Source organism: Shewanella oncorhynchi (genome assembly GCF_030848765.1).
Classification (GTDB): Bacteria; Pseudomonadota; Gammaproteobacteria; order Enterobacterales; family Shewanellaceae; genus Shewanella; species Shewanella oncorhynchi.
In genome coordinates this window covers 2936839-2950559 of record NZ_CP132914.1, presented here as the reverse complement: position 1 = coordinate 2950559, position 13721 = coordinate 2936839, and the positions used below count along the sequence as shown (strand labels likewise).

The window sequence follows — 13721 nt, the reverse complement described above, 5'->3', positions numbered from 1 at the left end:
ACCGACGATACGCTGTAACTTCATTTGTTGCAGCCATTATCAATAAGCATTGTCTTTCCATTTATTTCAATGAGTTAAGACAAGTATCTACACAATCAAATACACGGCTAATCAAAAAGTTGATAGCAGGTAGTAGATGGTTTGTTCTGAGAATTTCAAATCATACCCCAAGCCCGTTCTGGGAAAGGTCCTTTCGTTATATTCTTTTGTTTTTTAAGAAGATTATTTCATGAGTTGTATCTAAGCTATCTTTCGATATTTAGCTGAGCTCATTGAGTTTCAGTATCAATTGTCTATTCATTTTTTCTTGTTCAACTTAAAGCGGAACCCAGAGCCACGACTATGGAAATTTTTATTCTTATTGGTTTGATTGTGTTAAATGGCTTATTTGCTATGTCGGAAATCGCCATTGTGACTGCTCGCAAGTCACGGCTAACTGCCCTTGCTCATGGCGGTAGCAGCACTGCTAAAGCAGCACTCAAACTGGCAGAAGATCCAACGCAATTCTTGTCAACTGTGCAGATAGGCATAACATCAATAGGGATCTTAAACGGAATATTTGGTGAATCCATCCTCGCCGAACCTTTGTCACTTTGGCTTCAGACTTTTGGTCTAAGTCCAGATTTAACCAACATCTTTTCAACCGTTCTAGTGGTTATCATTGTCACTTATGTGTCAATTGTCATTGGTGAGTTAGTTCCCAAGCGAATTGGTCAAGTCAGTGCGGAAAGTATTGCCTGTCTAATGGCTAAACCAATGGTATTTCTAGCAATAGCAACCAAACCATTTGTATGGATGTTATCCGGTTCAACTCATGCTCTTATGCGTCTAATGGGATTTTCGCATAGACTTGACGACAATGTGACTCAGGAAGATATTCAGGCAATGTTGCAGGAAGGCTCATCTGCAGGGGTGATTGAGCACAATGAACATGCGATGGTTAAAAACGTTTTTCGATTAGATGAACGTACTATTTCTTCTTTGATGGTGCCACGGTCTGATATTGTATTTCTCGACTTAAACCTGCCTCTTGATGCAAATCTGCGAACTGTTATGCAGTCTCCTCACTCACGATTTCCTGTTTGTCGTAACAATGTTGATGATATGGTGGGTATTATTTCAGCTAAACAACTCCTTTCACAGTCTATCGCGGGTGAACGTTTAGAATTGGTGGATCTCGTTAAGAATTGTAACTTTGTACCCAACAGCTTATCTGGAATGGAGCTACTTGAGCATTTTCGTACTACAGGCTCGCAGATGGTGTTTGTTGTTGATGAATATGGTGATTTGAAAGGGCTGGTAACGCTTCAAGATATGATGGATGCACTGACTGGTGAGTTTTTTCAGGAAGATGTGAATGATCAGATGGTGATAAAAAGGGAAGATGGCTCATTATTACTAGATGGTCTAATCCCTATTTTTGACCTAAAAGACGCTTTAGGTATAAAGCAATTGCCAAATGAAGAGGATGGGCGTTATCAAACGCTAAATGGATTTTTAATGTATGAATTAGGGAAAATACCTCAAACCACAGATATTGTTGAAGTTGCAGGTTGGCGACTCGAAATTATGGATATGGACGGTAAAAGGGTAGATAAAGTCCTTGCTCAAATGTTACCTGATGCTGATTCTTCAGAAGAATCTATATTTGTTGATTGATAAATTCAAAAGCATAGTAGTTGTCAGCTTTAGTGCAAAAAACACGTCTAAAGAGCGACCAACTAAATCTGCTCGGTGAGTCGAGCATTAGCCATAGATTTCCTCATGGTTGTTTAACTAAAAATCGTGCCCGTGAATCACTCTACATCAGACTGATTCACGCTATCCCCAATGCCCCGTTTGCAGCTATTCTGGGGCGCTTTTTTCCCTTGAGATGAATCAAATCTTTATAGAATTGATTTATGTCCCTGTTATGCCTATTCCGACTAGTAATATCGAGAGTTGATTAGTTTACAGTCAACAGAGACGTTACTAATAGAATAGCTAATCCGAATCTGACTAAGCAGAGTGAATTATCTAACAAGGTTTTGTCCGTGCGACCTGAGGTCGTATGAAGCGCTGTTCACCGCGATAAGAGTGAACCATCTGTATCACCAGATGACCCTAAGACTCTGAATAAAGCAGCGAGTCTGACAATGTAACGATATTTGGCTTTATGCCGAATGGGAACAGAATTGTGAGAGGACGTTCTTCCTGATAACCACAATCGGGTAAGTGCTAGGGTGTCAGTATGATGAACGTAAGTGAATCCATATAAGGTGCGTTATACGTGAAACAGCGGAAGTGGTTAATACGCTGTGGCCAAAAGGCACGAGAGTTGGAAAGAGATTGGACAGTGCTCTTTCGTGATCAAATAACTCTCCGCACTATAGTGGGCATCTAACCTGACGTTGCGCGACATACGGAACAGGGTAAGCCTGTATTGCTCCCCTTGGGAAAGCGGTCTGCGAAGACTGCCGATAGTCATGCAGGTAAAGGAGGCTAGAAAAAGCGAATGCCGCATTGTAATGATGCGGATACTGATTTTATCAGGCGCGAAAGCGAGCTGACTTCTAGCTGGTCTCCCGTTGCAAGATGATTTGAAGAACTTTATTCAAGGAGAAACGCAAATGATGGCTTCAAACGAAGTTAGTGCACCTCCTGACAATGCTCAATGGCAATCCATTAACTGGAAGGCGGTTAAGCAACATGTATTAAAGCTTCAAATGCGCATTGCAAAAGCAACCCGAGAAGGTAAACACAGCAAGGCGAAAGCATTGCAGTGGATATTAACCCACTCTACATCAGCAAAATTGCTTGCTGTTAAAAGAGTTTCTCAAAATAAAGGCAGCAAAACACCAGGGATCGACGGCATTATTTGGAATAGTGATGCTCGTTGTATGACTGCGGTGAATCAACTGAGCCGGAAAGGCTATCATGCCAAACCGCTCAGGCGTATCTACATCCCCAAGAAAAACGGCAAACTCAGACCTTTAGGCATACCCTGCATGATAGATAGAGCGCAGCAAGCGCTTCATCTTCTCGCCTTGGAGCCTATTTCGGAAACGTTGGCCGACCTCAATAGCTATGGCTTTCGACCTAACCGAAGCGCAGCAGATGCAATTGCACAGTGCTTCAAATGTTTATGTATGAAGCGCTCTAGCCAATGGGTTCTTGAGGGTGACATCAAAGCTTGTTTCGATAAGATAGGTCATCAATGGTTCATCGACAACATTCAATTAGATAAGCGAATGCTGAAACAATGGCTTGGATGTGGTTATGTTGATAAAGGATTGTTCTACAAAACAGCAGAAGGAACACCGCAAGGCGGGATAATCTCCCCAACGCTGATGTTGCTCACGCTGGCTGGGTTAGAACAATTGGTTAAGTCTATTGCCTGTAAAACAGGTAATAGGGTCAACTTTATCGGATATGCAGACGATTTTGTTATCACAGGTTCTTCGAAGGAAGTGCTCGTTAATGAAATCAAGCCGCAACTAATTGGTTTTCTACAGGAAAGAGGCTTAACACTCTCTGATGAGAAAACGCACATAACTCATATCGATGATGGGTTTGACTTTCTGGGATTCAATATCAGGAAGTACAACGGCAAACTGCTCATTAAGCCGAGCAAGAGCAACGTTCTATCATTTTTGAGTAATCTACGTGAATTCATCAGAAAACATCCAACAATCCCCGTTAACGATTTAATCAAAATATTGAATCCGAAACTGAGAGGATGGGCGAACTATTATCGCCACAGTGTTGCAAAGCAAGTTTTCGGTTATGTAGGGCATCAACTTTTCTGGTTGTTATGGCGTTGGGCCGTTAGGCGTCATCCAACTAAAAGTAAGGACTGGGTGAGGCGTAAATACTATATGAATCGCATAGGAGGATGGCAATTTCACGGTTGGCAGAAAATCGCCAACATGGACTGCCATTTTAATCTGGTTCAGATAGCTCAAACGCTGATAAAGAGACATGTGAAAATCAGGAGCGCAGCCATACCTTACGACCCCGAATACGAAGCTTACTTAAGTAAGCGGAAACAGGCAAAGGAAGGTCGAAACTCTTGGTTCGATCCTGTCTTAGCTGCTATGTAGGGTGCTGGGTAACAGAACACGCCTTAGTGGAGGCTTGAGCCGTATGCAGTGAAAGTTGCACGTACGGTTCTTAGGAGGGCGGCACTTGGTAACAGATGCCGTCTATCCGACAAAAGTATGTTGCGTATGCCTTTTAAACCTACAGGTTACGCGAATGCTCGAAAGGTGAGCCGTGGTGATTTGCGATACGACCGTCCGCCCCATGGATGGGGCGGTCGGGCATTCTAGGATGGACTTGAACAACATTCTTGTTTAACTGCCAGTTCGCTGTCCATGGCTCTCATTCATAAACTTAGAATCCCTAGGCTTCTATTCACCCTGTCGACGAGCAAATACGATGGCAAGCTTATATGAGTAGGTCAAACCAATAAGCGCTCCACGGTTTAAAATGGATGGCCTAATTTATTGCCCATCATTTTATCTGTCATTTTAATTAGTTTTTATTGGCAATATATATCTATTAAAGCTATATCATTTAGTTTTTCACTTAGTCGCTTGAGACACTAAAAAATGAATTCTGAAGTTTTGAAGTATGTAAACGAGCATCAGCTTTCGTCTGTAATGAATAAAACAAAGTGGTGCGAGCTTGAAAAGGCATTAAATGGATCTGAAGACTTTATTCCCTATGTGCGATACAAATTGATTTATGATGAAAACCCTAATGCAGGTTTTACTGCTGTGTGGTGGCACGAGTTACTTGAAATAGCAGAAACCATTGAGTGGTTAGAAGTTGATCCATTCAAAAGAGAATGGCTAGGCAGATTAGTGGCGGATCGAGTGACGGACTTTTCTGATGTTGTAAGCGCACAATTAGCCCAATATTCAATTCCTTATTCGATAGAAAATGGTATGTTTCGGATTTGGGGTTATCTGAGGAGGGATGAATCTCCAGAATTTATCTAACTGAAGAGTTATATCTCTGTAAGTTACTTATTTTCAAGCTAAAACCACTCAAAATCGAGACCTAAATACTGATTGTTGGGATTGGAGATAGAGAAATAAGACAATAAAAAAGTGCTTTATTTTTCAATAAAGCACTCATTTTTAAGCGACTCAAGCACTCGTTAACCTACTGATCACAGTACCGATTAAAGTAGCGATCAAAGTACTATGTAGAGTGGCCAGCCAAGGAGACCGACGAGACCTTCTTTGTGTTCGAATCTTTCTAAGCGTTCGGGTGAAGCGTCGCTGAGTAAGAGTTCGCGGTAGCTTTTCGCAAAGTGCAGGGTACGCAGTAGGGCGGGGGCAAAGTTTTTACCGAGATCTTTACTGATGGTTTCAGCGAGTTCTGCGGGTAATTCTGCTAACGCTTTCTGGGTTTCCAATTCGATACGCTCACGGGTAAACCACTCCTCTTTTAAGGTGATTTTGCCGATACGCTTTTTCAAATCCTGTCTGACTTTGGCGCCATCAAACAACAATCGATACAGTACCGCTTCGGCTAATACACTCTCTAGATTGAGAAAATCTAGCGGATCATAGCTCGATTGCGCGTAAAACTGTGCCAATAGGGCTGCAATTGACTGTTGGCGTTGATGCTCAAGCAGGGCATCTTGATAGGCTTCATAGCCTAACCATTCTTCCGCATCGGGCGGGCTAGACACTTGTTCAAGCAAGAACTTGTCGACATCGCCGTACAGTGACTTGCCGTTGACGAGTTTGTGCTTGCTGACGGTGCTGAGCATGCTCCAGCCTTTTTGAAAGCATTTGACTACGCCATCGGCGGTGATCAACAGGCGTATCGCCTGCTGCGGATTCTGGTTTGATAACTCCATCAAACCAAGACTCACCACACCAATGACATCGTGCGCCGCTTGTTCGAGCAGGTGCATTTTGTACTTGTTGTAAAACTTATCGGCCAGTTTGAGGCTCATCAAAATGGCTTTGGATTTGATTTGTGACAGCTGTTCACCGCTCAGCGTTTCGTCTGCTTGGCCTTGGATCAATACCTTGCTCAGGTAGGGTCCTTGATCTACATCACGCAGTACCAGTTGCATCAAATAATTCCTTAATCCAAAAAGCTAAACATATCATCGACTTCAGCGTATTCATCCGTCACTTGGTTTTTCTCTTTGGCTTGAATAACCAGCTCGTTGACAAACTTGCTGATGATCATTTCCCAACCTGAGCTTTCGTTACGCAGCAGACTCTTAATGGCTTTTTCAACATCGGGCGCGAGCTCGTGGATCAAGGCCATTAGGCTGCGTGGGTCGTCTATGCTGAGGCTGTGTGCATCTTCACTGGCAACGCGGCTGTCGTAGCCGATGGTTTCAGTGTCTTCTTCGTCATCATAGAGATCTGTGTAGCCGTCTTCATCTTCATGTTTTTCGCCTAACATCATTTCGATGAAAGGGATCGACAGGTAGAAGAGGCCCGCAGGATCTTCGGCGATACATTCTAGAATCGCAGTTTGCTTTTCTTCGCTATCTTGAATGCGAATTAAATAGGTCAAAAAATCAAAGGTATGCTGAATAAGTTCTTCGGCATTGTTTTTGATTTTTTCTTCCCAGTACAAAGGTTGCTGACAGACGATGTCGCGAATTTGTTCCGGGGTCATGAGTTCAGACATGATCGAAGGGCAAGAGATATCATGGTGACTGTTGATTTGCGTCAGCGTGACGATATCCATGTGTTCGATAACTTCGACTAATTGCTCGTCGCTCATGGTATTTGCAATGATTTCAAAGCGTTTGCTCGCTTGTTTTGGCTCTACGTCCGCCAACTCTTTAATTTCGGCGACGGTAATCTCAATGAGACTAGTGTTCATTAGCGGTCCTCATCATCGTAGTGATCGTAGTAGCCATCTTCCTCTTCGCCTTCATCATCATCGTCGTTATCTGAGGTGCCAACATAATCGTTGTCATCATCTTCATCGTCGTGATGTTTTGCTGCTGGCGTTGCTTTACCTTGAGTTTCAAGTAAATACAGCACGGCGCAGCTTTCAATCAGTAAGGTTTCCGAGTAACCACGCACGGCTAACACTAAAGGTAAATCAGCATTGTTAAAGCCAATCGTGACTTTAAACTCATCCCACTCGGGTTGAGTTGCCGTGTTTATCCAATGTGCCCACTTGAGTTTGGCTTCGGCGGGAAACTTAATTCGACCGTAAAGCGCGACAGGCAGGTACTCAGGCACAGTATCGAGCATCTTAGGATCGGCTTCTAACACCTTTTTGATTTGGCTAGTAAATTGCTCTAGCGCTTTAGGTGTATCGGGATCGTCGTAGGACTCGATATTGTCGTAGGCATTATTTTTTAGCTCATTAATGCGTGAGATATTCAGTTTTTTGACCATTTGGCACTTACTCTAGAAAACGCTCAAGGATAAAATTGATCCCACAGCTCGCGCATGGCACTAGCGGGATCGGTCACTATGACGTTATTGAAATCTTTGATAAACGCATTTCGTCGCTTAGGATCGGACAACACATCATAAGCATTTTTAACGCGTTCAAGTTGTACGGCGGCTTGCTGCTTTTCCTCTTCCGAGGCGCCTAACAACTTGTCGGGATGATATTTGTTTGACAGCCGTCGATAGGCTTTTTTAATGTCGTCTTCTTTGGCACTGGGTTTTATACCAAGCACACTAAAGTGGTTAATCATACTTGTACCTGCAGGCGATGGGGCTGATATCGCGAGATAAAAAGGGTTTGACTCTGATTATCTTTAAATTCGTGGAATTATGATTAGTCAGCCGTGGATGATAGCAGAAATTCCCACTCAGCGGCAAACGCGCGAGCAGGAATTTGTGCTTTAGTGAAGGGTTAAAAATCCTTTAAACTTTAATCTGTTGTGGCGCATAGATTAAGTCTACCGCTATGCTGTTGAAATCCGGTTACCTAGCCAGATTGACAGCTAACTTAACCTTGTTTTAGGCGAGATAATGGCCCTCGATTAAGGGCAATATTTTAGCGCCGAACAGTGCCGAATCCTCGCTAAACGCATTCACACAGAGCTAACCCACACTCGCCTCGGCCACGTTAGGCTGAGCTAACGCCGTAACCGCTAAGTCAGACTAGACACTAAACGCAGGTTCATTCCAAGGGTGAGCATTTGTTTTTGTTCTCGCTGTAAATCTTTCATAAACAAGCTGATTTTCCGCTTATGGCTTGGTAGTACTAGCATGAGTCCATCGGGGATCACTTTAATATGATCTAAGGTCAGCGTCTTAGCGATACGGCCAAGATTGAGCAAGACAGCGAGCCTAAGCAAGCAGAGCAGGCGATTGAGTGTGAGCTTATGGTTGGGATCGAGTTCAGCCAGCATTAATTCGTTAGGCTTCTTTCTGTGATTGGTGATAAGCCGCGCTAAATCCAGCTGTAATGCTTCGCTAAACCCAGGTAAGTCACTGTTACTGATAATGTAACCGCCGTGTTTGTGCAGGGATTTTGAATTAATGTGTAATCCGATTTCATGTAAAGTCGCGCTATAGGCGAGCAAGCGCGCATGGGGCCTTAATTGCCATTCATCGGCGACCTGTTCAAACAAGGCCATGGCAGTGTCGCGTACCTTAGTCGCGTGGGCCATATCGATATGATAAAGCTGGGCAATACTGTCGACGGTGCGGTGGCGAATATCCTGATATTGACCAATCTTTGCCAGTTCATAGAGTACGCCTTCACGCAGTGCGCCTGGGCTAAACTCAAGTTTTTGAATTGGTAAGCGCCTAAAAAAGCTGATCAAAATGGCAAGTCCGGCGGGCACTAAGGGAATGCGTTTATCATCGACGTTGGCAAATTGGATTTGGCTAATATGGCCACATTTGATCAACTTGATTTTGAGCTGTTTGAGTCGTGGTAGCGTGATGGTTTCATCGCCGTGCTCTTCTTGAATTGCTTCGCAGATGGCTTTTACTGTGCCTGAGCTACCTAAGGTGAGTTCCCAGCCACCCGCGAAATATTCCTTTGAGAGCGACGCGAACTGCTTATCGGCCGCACTTTGGGCATCGCGAAATGAGGCTGGGGTGATGAGCCCATCAATAAAGAAACGCTCATTAAAACTCACACAACCGCAGCGCAGGCTAGATAACTGAGTTGGGGTATTTTTCTGGCCGATCACCACTTCGGTAGAACCGCCACCGATATCGATGACTAAATTACTTTTCCCTAGCACTTGGCTTTGGGCAATACCGTTATAAATCAAACGCGCTTCTTCATGGCCCGAAATGACCTCCACCGGATAGGGCATGATGGCGAGCGCAGCCTCGATAAACTGATCGCGATTTTTGGCGATTCTCAGAGTGTGGGTGGCGACTAATCGCACTTGCGCTTGGTCGAGATTGGAAAATCGTTGGTTAAAATCCCGTAGGCAATTGAGCCCACGTTCTATGGCGTCATTGTCGAGAATATTTTGCGCATTGAGCCCAGTGGCGAGCTGAACCTGTTGTTTTTCTTTATGTAAAATCTGCAAACTGCCATCTTGCTCGCGGGCAATGACCAGATGAAAACTGTTCGACCCCATATCGATGGCGACAAAGTGGCGCGATTTAGAGTTTGCGAGTACATTGCTGGGCGTAGCGTGTGACTGTGTGTGCGAATATGTGGTTACCAATCGGATTATCCTTAGGCAATCAAAGCGATATAAAGCCAGCGATTAGCTGGCTTTGGCCCGTAACTCAGGTGTTATGTCAGGCTGAGTTTTCACTTCTCGCTCAGCGTCACCCTCATGGGTGGACATACGTAAGGCATTAAATTCTTGCAGTTGGCGCTTCTCATAATTAATCAGATATTGATAAATGGCAATTTGAGAACGCACTTTTCGTTTGTTACCGCGATTCCGATAAGGATTACTTTGTTCCTTGTTGATGACACGTGCTTTAGTGTTGTCATTGAACTGTAAGGATAAAATATCCATTATCATCTGTTTTAGGCGCAGATCATAAATCGGCACACTCACTTCAACGCGATTATCTATGTTGCGACTCATCCAGTCGGCGGAGCAGATAAAGAGTTTGTTCTCTCCACCCGCATGGAACAGCATCACTCGTGAGTGTTCGAGGAATCGGTCGACGATACTATAGACTTCGATGTTGTCGCTGATCCCTGGAATTTGCGGGATAAGCGAACACATGCCGCGAATAAGTAACTTGATTTTGACCCCAGCGGCTGAAGCCTCATAGAGTTTTTGGACTAAGGATTCATCGAGTAAGTTATTTAATTTTAAGGTAATTGCCGCCTTCATATGGCTTTGGGCATTAACGATTTCATTATCAATTAAGTGACTCAGTTTTTGTCTGGCATCGTAGGGCGACACGATTAAATGCTGGAAGTTATCGCGGCGATACGGATGTTCAATCAAGTCAAACACTTGTTCCACTTCACGGGCAATCTCTTGATTGGCGGTGAACAGTGACAAGTCGGTGTAAACCCGCGCCGTGCCTTCGTTAAAGTTGCCTGAGCCAACGTGACAATAGAGTTTGATTTCCCCTTGTTCTTCGCGGCCAATCAAGCACAACTTGGAATGCACTTTTAAACTGGTGATACCGTGGTGAACTTTGACGCCCGCTTCGGCCAAGATGCGGGTCCATTCGATGTTGGATTGCTCATCGAATCTGGCCCTGAGTTCAATGACGGCGGTGACTTGTTTGCCATTTTTCACTGCATCGATAAGCGATTGCATCACATGGGATTTTTTCGCGACTCGATATAAGTTAATTCGAATAAAGCGCACCGCCGGATCGTAGGCCGCTTGGCGCACCATTTCGGTAAAGTGGGAAAACTTATGGTACGGATAATTGAGCATGATATCGCCCATCCGAATCGCATCGAAACTGTTGGCACTGCGGCCGAAACCTGCACTATTGAGCGCCGGTAGTTTTTCGTTTTCGAGGTAGTCGCGGCTCGGGTTGGGGAAGGCGATAAAGTCTTTAAAGCTGTGGTAACGCCCGCCTGGGATCAAACATTCGGTCGAGCTGATGTTCAGGTTTTCTTTGAGCATCACCAACATGTGTTCAGGCATTTCTTTGTCGTACACTAAGCGTACAGGCTCGGCGGTAAGACGTTTTTTCAATCCCTTGGTCATTTTCTCAAGCTGGGTTTGTTCAAGCTCGTCAGTGATATCAAAATCGGCATCGCGGGTTAACTTCATCGAATACACTTCGATAGCATCGTACTCGAAGAAGGGACCAAAGAGTTCATCTACGCAGTGGCGAATAATATTATCTAATAAAATCAGATATTTTTTCGCTTTACTCTTTTCAGCTGGGAGTTCGATAAATCGCGGTACATTTTTAGTCGGTACTTCGACTAAGGCGTATTGGCGGCGCGCCTTAGTGAACAAACAAACACACAAATAGGTGGCGTCGTCGTTGATTTGCTTGATCAGATCGCGATTATTATTGACCATAAGCGGCGCGATATGGCGTTTGAAATGGTCTCTAAAATGCTTTTTCAGCCAGTCGCTGTGGAACTCGCTTAATTGTTTCTCATTGATTAACAAAATATTACGACGTACAAGTTCGCGCATTAAATCCGTGTATATGCCATCGAACCTTTCTTGCAATGCCATCACTTTCGATTGGATCTTGGCCATTAAATGGCGGCTATTACTGCGACCTTCCTGCAGGGATGACAGCAAAATGGAGCGTCTGACCGCAGCCACACGCACCCTAAAAAACTCATCCATGTTATTGGAAAATATCCCTAAAAAGCGGACTCGCTCCACTAAGGGAACATTGTGATCGCAGGCTTCTTGCAATACCCGCTCATTAAAAGACAACCAAGAGAGTTCTTTATCAATCGAAAGTTTATCGGTATTCGGGGACACTGCACAGCTCCTTTAAGCAAGCGTCATGGCGCAATATACAATAGCATTCATCCGCCGTTGTGCAATCAGATTTACTGCCGACAAGTGAAGGAATTTCAATGATAAATATTGCGTACACGCCAAAATCAGTCAGGGATTTATCTGGGATAAAGATACGAGGGAAATATGTCAACTTGATGACGAGTGTGACAGAAATATGACCTTATGATGATCATCTTGGATTGAGCTTAAACTCTGTTCGCGTCACTGCGATTTAAGTCTTGAGAAACTGTGCAAGCGCGGCTTACTGGAGGATAAATCCGTCAGTGTTAACTCCTTGGGCATTATCGCAAACTATGTTATCTTGCTCGGCTTTTTTATCGCGGGAGTAAAAGGTATGTTTGTTGGATTTGATTATGGTAGTGCTAACTGCGCCGTAGGGATCATGCTGGATGATGGTGTGCAGTTATTGGCGTTATCAGGGCAATCAGCTTATTTGCCTTCGACCTTATACGCGATGGACAGGGAACTGATCGCCGAGGCGGTTTATCGTGGTCTTCCCACTGAATTAAAAGCCGATTACGCCAAAAAGCGCGCCGCGCAATTGAGCCGTGCCCGTATGGTGCGCCATGAGTTAGATCTCGATGCCGATGTTCAGGCTGTATTTGTTGGCGAGCAGGCGGTGAGCGCGTATTTAGAAATGCCGGAGGAGGGATTCTATGTCCGTTCGCCAAAATCCTTTTTAGGCGCGACAGGGCTTAGACCCGAACAAGTGGCCCTGTTTGAAGATATTGTTACCTTGATGATGCAGCACATTAAAGTGCGCGCCGAATCTGTGTTAGTTGAAAAGGACCTTGTTAATCAGGGTAGCACTGCGATGATCACCCATGCGATTATTGGTCGTCCGGTGAACTTTCAAGGCATAGGCGGAGAAGAGAGTAACCGTCAGGCCGAAGCCATTTTGACCTTAGCGGCAAAACGCGCGGGTTTCATCGACGTTGATTTTCTGTTCGAGCCGTTAGCGGCGGGGATGGATTATGAAGCGACCTTGACCGACAACAAAACGGTATTGGTCGTCGACGTAGGCGGCGGTACAACGGACTGCTCTGTGGTAAAAATGGGACCCGCCCATAAACAAAAAGCGGATCGCAGTGAAGATTTCCTCGGTCACAGCGGCCAGCGGATCGGCGGTAACGATCTCGATATCGCCCTTGCAATGAATGCCTTTATGCCGCATTTTGGTTTAGGTTCCTTGATGATCAATGGCAAACCTATGCCCAGTAAAACCTTTTGGAATGCGGTCGCAGTGAATGATATTAGCGCCCAGCGAGAATTCAGTACCTTAAGTAGCCGTAAATTGATTGATGAATTGGTTAAAGAAGCCGAGCAGCCACAGTTACTGAAGCGATTGTTAAAGGTGCAACAGCAGCAGTTAAGCTATCAACTGGTTCGCCAAGCCGAGCGTGCGAAAATTGCGCTGTCAGATACCGATAATACTGATGTTAATCTGGATTTTATCGAAGCGGCGCTGCACGCGGGTGTGAGTCGTGACTTGTTTGAAAATGCCATTGAGCCGTCGCTGACGAAAGTGGAAGCCCTGATGCACCAAGCGCTCGCGCAAGCTGCAAAAACTTTGGCTGCAACAAATGTCGCGGTAAACCGCTCAGCAACTGAGGATTTATCCGCTGAAGCAGAGTGCAAACCCGATGTGATTTACGTGACGGGGGGTACGGCACGAAGCCCTGCGATTTATGCGAAAATCGCTGGTATTTATCCCGATATTCCGGTCGTGGTCGGCGATCACTTTGGCTCTGTGACAGCCGGATTAACCCGCTGGGCACAAAAATTATTCGCTAAGCATTAATATATAAGCGCTAACATATAAGCACTAATGTAA

The 13721-nt window shown here is 44.7% G+C and carries 10 protein-coding genes; 4 read left to right on the top strand and 6 right to left on the bottom strand.

What is annotated here, in order from left to right; translation table 11 throughout:
- Window positions 1-342 precede the first annotated feature (342 nt).
- The 3 genes from RA178_RS13300 to RA178_RS13290 all read left to right on the top strand — a co-directional run bounded on the left by RA178_RS13300 (window position 343) and on the right by RA178_RS13290 (window position 4985).
- Window positions 343-1659, top strand: coding sequence for a hemolysin family protein (locus RA178_RS13300; protein WP_168823978.1), 1317 nt, complete (start codon window positions 343-345; stop codon window positions 1657-1659).
- Between the two features lie 950 nt (window positions 1660-2609).
- The gene (gene ltrA, locus RA178_RS13295; protein ID WP_306682219.1) at window positions 2610-4082 is read left to right on the top strand and encodes a group II intron reverse transcriptase/maturase; all 1473 of its coding nucleotides are present in this window, start codon (window positions 2610-2612) and stop codon (window positions 4080-4082) included.
- Window positions 4083-4592: 510 nt separating this feature from the next.
- Window positions 4593-4985, top strand: a complete 393-nt coding sequence (locus tag RA178_RS13290) for a DUF6678 family protein (protein ID WP_028760278.1) — start codon at window positions 4593-4595, stop codon at window positions 4983-4985.
- 197 nt (window positions 4986-5182) lie between these two features.
- Here RA178_RS13290 and atcC read toward each other — a convergent pair whose 3' ends face one another.
- The 6 genes from atcC to ppk1 all read right to left on the bottom strand — a co-directional run bounded on the left by atcC (window position 5183) and on the right by ppk1 (window position 11845).
- Window positions 5183-6079, bottom strand: a complete 897-nt coding sequence (gene atcC / locus RA178_RS13285; protein ID WP_306682217.1) for a cold adaptation protein AtcC — start codon at window positions 6077-6079, stop codon at window positions 5183-5185.
- Window positions 6080-6090: 11 nt separating this feature from the next.
- Window positions 6091-6849 carry a cold adaptation protein AtcB gene (gene atcB / locus RA178_RS13280; protein WP_006086363.1) on the bottom strand — a complete coding sequence of 253 codons (759 nt, stop codon included), beginning with the start codon at window positions 6847-6849 and terminating at the stop codon, window positions 6091-6093.
- Entirely contained in the window at window positions 6849-7376 is a 528-nt protein-coding gene (gene atcA / locus RA178_RS13275) for a cold adaptation protein AtcA (RefSeq protein ID WP_115015148.1), read from the bottom strand. The genes atcB and atcA overlap by 1 nt, the downstream gene beginning before the upstream one ends.
- 23 nt (window positions 7377-7399) lie before the next feature.
- Window positions 7400-7684 carry a cold adaptation protein ActJcold adaptation protein ActJ gene (atcJ, locus tag RA178_RS13270; RefSeq protein ID WP_006081330.1) on the bottom strand — a complete coding sequence of 95 codons (285 nt, stop codon included), beginning with the start codon at window positions 7682-7684 and terminating at the stop codon, window positions 7400-7402.
- A 402-nt stretch (window positions 7685-8086) separates the two neighbouring features.
- Window positions 8087-9631 carry an exopolyphosphatase gene (gene ppx, locus RA178_RS13265; protein WP_306682210.1) on the bottom strand — a complete coding sequence of 515 codons (1545 nt, stop codon included), beginning with the start codon at window positions 9629-9631 and terminating at the stop codon, window positions 8087-8089.
- Window positions 9632-9673: 42 nt separating this feature from the next.
- A complete protein-coding gene (ppk1, locus tag RA178_RS13260; RefSeq protein ID WP_028760273.1) occupies window positions 9674-11845 on the bottom strand; it encodes a polyphosphate kinase 1 in 2172 nt (723 codons plus the stop codon).
- Window positions 11846-12221: 376 nt separating this feature from the next.
- Here ppk1 and yegD point away from each other — a divergent pair, with 376 nt between their 5' ends.
- Window positions 12222-13688 carry a molecular chaperone gene (gene yegD / locus RA178_RS13255; protein WP_306682209.1) on the top strand — a complete coding sequence of 489 codons (1467 nt, stop codon included), beginning with the start codon at window positions 12222-12224 and terminating at the stop codon, window positions 13686-13688.
- Window positions 13689-13721 lie beyond the last annotated feature (33 nt).